Below are 3,652 nucleotides of genomic sequence, written 5' to 3' on the forward strand. Positions count from 1 at the left end.
GTTATATACAACATGGTATACACGGCCAGAGCCTGGATGAACACGACGTCCACCCATGCGATCAACAATGATCTCATCGGCTACATCAAATTCAATTACGTGGTCAACCACAACGCCGTTTTCTTTCATTGCATCTGCTTGTGGAATGGTACGTGGGAAACCATCGAGTAAAAAACCTTTCTCACAATCAGCTTTAGTAATACGCTCTTTAACAAGACCAATGATGATGTCATCAGAAATTAGCTGACCCGCATCCATTACTTTTTTCGCTTCAAGACCCAGTGGTGTGCCTTCTTTAATTGCAGCACGTAACATATCACCGGTAGAGATCTGTGGAATACCGTACTTGTCCATCAAAAACTGAGCTTGAGTGCCTTTACCTGCACCCGGCGCGCCCAAAAGAATAATGCGCATATCATTGTCCTCGTTTGATACTGATTTTACAAAAAGCGTATCAGTATGATTTATTATAAAGCCTGAATTCTTCCATAAGCGCCTGCGATACTCAAGCAACTTATACCAATTGATTAGTCTCAATCATAAAAAAGGGAACCAAGGTCCCCTTTTTATTAAAATGTTACGTTTTGGGCAATTACTTGCTCAAATCTAGCATTAATTTATTTAAACGAGTCACAAAACCTGCGGGGTCTTTTAGTGTGCCACGCTCTGCGAGCAAGGCTTGATCAAGCAGTACATGTGACCACTGAGCAAATTTATCTTCGTCTTGTTCAACATTTAAATGCTTAACAAGTTGGTGCTCTGGGTTTAGCTCAAAAATTGGTTTTGCTTCAGGAGCAGCTTGACCCACTGATTCCATTAGCTTTTGCATTTGTGAGCTCATGTCGTTGTCATCGCTAACCACACAAGCTGGTGAATCAGTCAAACGATGCGTAAAGCGCACGTCTTTAACGCTGTCACCGAGTGCCGTTTTGATACGCTCAACTAAGCCTGCCACTTCTTTTTCAGACTCTTCTTGCGCTTTTTTGGTCTCTTCATCGTCTAAGTTACCTAAGTCTAGATCACCACGGGTAATCGACTTAAATGGTTTTTCAGCAAACTCGGTTAAGTGGCTCATCATCCACTCATCAACACGGTCACTCATTAACAGCACTTCGATACCCTTCTTACGGAAGATCTCTAAGTGTGGAGAGCTTTTCGCTGCTGTGAATGAATCAGCAACAACGTAGTAAATCGCGTCTTGCCCTTCGTTCATACGCTCAACGTATTGCTCTAATGCAACGTTTTGTGCCTCTTCATCAGTGTGTGTTGAAGAGAAACGCAGTAACTTAGCAATCGCCTCTTTGTTCGCTGTATCTTCCGCTGGACCTTCTTTGATCACTTGACCAAACTCGTTCCAAAATACTTGATAATCGTCGGCTTTATTTTTCGCCATACGCTCAAGCAGTTTTAAGGTACGTGACGTACAACCCTTACGGATTGCTTGCGTTACTTTGTTATCTTGGAGGATTTCACGCGATACGTTTAGCGGTAAATCGTTTGAATCAAGTAAACCTTTCACAAAGCGTAAGTAGCTAGGCATAAATTGCTCAGCATCATCCATTACAAATACGCGTTGTACATACAGTTTTAAGCCACTTTGACGATCACGATTCCATAAATCAAATGGTGCTTTTTTAGGAATGTACAGTAAGCTGGTGTATTCTGTTTTACCTTCAACTTTGTTGTGAGCCCAGCTAAGTGGATCTTCCCAATCATGGCTTACATGCTTATAAAACTCTTTGTATTCGTCTTCAGATAGCTCTGATTTATCACGCGTCCACATTGCCGTGGCGCGGTTAATGCTTTCCCACTCACCAGGGACTGCTGGAATTTTCTCGCCATCTTCACCTTCTGACTCAGGCACTTCGGCTTTGTACATTTGCACTGGTGTAGAAATATGATCCGAGTACTTAGTTACAATACTACGTAGGCGCCATTCATCAGCAAATTCTTTTTCATCTTCACGCAGGTGTAAAGTGATTTCAGTACCACGGCCTGCTTTTTCAATTTCTTCTAACGTGTATTCGCCTTCACCTTGTGATTGCCACTCAACGCCTTTTTCTTCACCGGCTTTACGGGTACGAACTGTCACAAGATCTGCAACGATAAATGCAGAATAAAAACCAACCCCAAATTGACCAATCAGTTGCGAATCTTTGCTTTGGTCGCCAGTTAAGTTTTTGAAAAACTCAGCTGTACCTGATTTAGCAATCGTCCCTAACGAGCTGATCACTTCATCACGAGTCATACCAATACCGTTATCAGAAATAGTCACGGTATTTTTTTCTTTATCGGCACTAATACGCACATGTAAGTCTGCGTCACCTTGGTATAGCTCACCATTTGAAAGTGCTAAAAAACGTAATTTATCAGCCGCGTCTGAGGCATTTGACACAAGCTCACGTAAGAAAATTTCTTTATTAGAATAAAGTGAGTGAATCATTAAGTTTAATAGTTGTTTAACTTCTGTTTGAAAGCCTAATGTTTCTTTTTGTGCTGCAGTCATTTATATATCTCCAATTTGTAAAGTGTCTGCGTTATGCACTTAATATGGGGCGCGGTTCGTTAACTTCAAGTCAAAAGAGTAAAAAAGTAAGCTATAGCAGGAGAAACACGGAAGTTAAGTTGTTTATCCTTGCAATCAAAATGGCTGTGGGCAATGGAAGTGCGTTTGCTTGGAGCTTCGAGGGTGTACAAAAAACAGATCGCTGGCATGTAATTGCAACCGTTCAGCTAGTTGTTGGCTATGTTGGTTTTTATACAGATCACAGCCAACAATTGGGTGCCCAATGCTATGACTGTGAATACGTAATTGATGAGTACGTCCCGTTACAGGGGTAAATTGCACTAAAGTACGTGGCGGTGATGTTAAGCGCTGTAATACTGTGTAGTCACTGACGGCTGATTTACCCGTCGTATTGCAAATTTTAACTAATGGAAAGAGTAACTTATCTTTGGCTATTGCAGCGTTTATTTGGCCTGCGTCATTGAATAACCAGCCATCCAACATGGCTATATAATGTTTTTTTATTGTTCCTGCTTGAAACTGCTTATTAAGGTGCTTAGTTGATTCAGGGTTAAGGCCTACAATCATAATACCTGAGGTACCATAATCTAACCGATGCGGCAATTTAGCGCTCTCAAATGCGGCTGTGATACCACGCTGACCATGCACTAAACGATAATGCACCGAATCCCAGTTAGCCGGATTTTTACCAGACAAACTCAGTAACCCACTGGGTTTATTGATCAATAAAATATCATCGTCTTGATATAAGATTTCCACATGCTCATGACAAACCGATGCAATAAAGTCATCAACAATCACATTAGGGTTCAGGCTACAATCAGACATTTAATTCCTTACCGTGGTTTGGTACACAAACCAAAATAATTAACGCTAGAATGGCTAAATATTTAAGTCGATTGGTATTATTGCACTATTTTAAAGCTTATTTAAATATGTGAAAGAAAAAGCTCAGGCTTAGTCGTGGGTTTCGTGATACCCATCAACCCACGCTACGGTGGTCATACCAATACTATTTATTAAGTGATCAAATTTGTCCATGCTCTAAAGCACATATGCTTAACGTTAGTAATATTTGAACGAAACACATTCCACGCTCTACTTACTTGCTCCACAATGTCGTCA

General features: G+C 41.0%; 3 protein-coding genes. All 3 read right to left on the reverse strand.

Annotated features, from left to right (window positions below; translation table 11 throughout):
• Window positions 1–414, reverse strand: a 414-nt coding sequence (locus ENH88_RS13415; RefSeq protein ID WP_304182819.1) for a nucleoside monophosphate kinase, incomplete at its 3' end; no start/stop codon positions are given.
• A 178-nt stretch (window positions 415–592) separates the two neighbouring features.
• Entirely contained in the window at window positions 593–2,506 is a 1,914-nt protein-coding gene (gene htpG / locus ENH88_RS13420; RefSeq protein WP_304182820.1) for a molecular chaperone HtpG, read from the reverse strand.
• A 135-nt stretch (window positions 2,507–2,641) separates the two neighbouring features.
• Window positions 2,642–3,355, reverse strand: coding sequence for an RluA family pseudouridine synthase (locus tag ENH88_RS13425; RefSeq protein ID WP_304182822.1), 714 nt, complete (start codon window positions 3,353–3,355; stop codon window positions 2,642–2,644).
• Window positions 3,356–3,652 lie beyond the last annotated feature (297 nt).

It is taken from the genome of Pseudoalteromonas prydzensis (assembly GCF_011050055.1).
In the GTDB taxonomy this organism is placed as follows: Bacteria; Pseudomonadota; Gammaproteobacteria; order Enterobacterales; family Alteromonadaceae; genus Pseudoalteromonas; species Pseudoalteromonas prydzensis_A.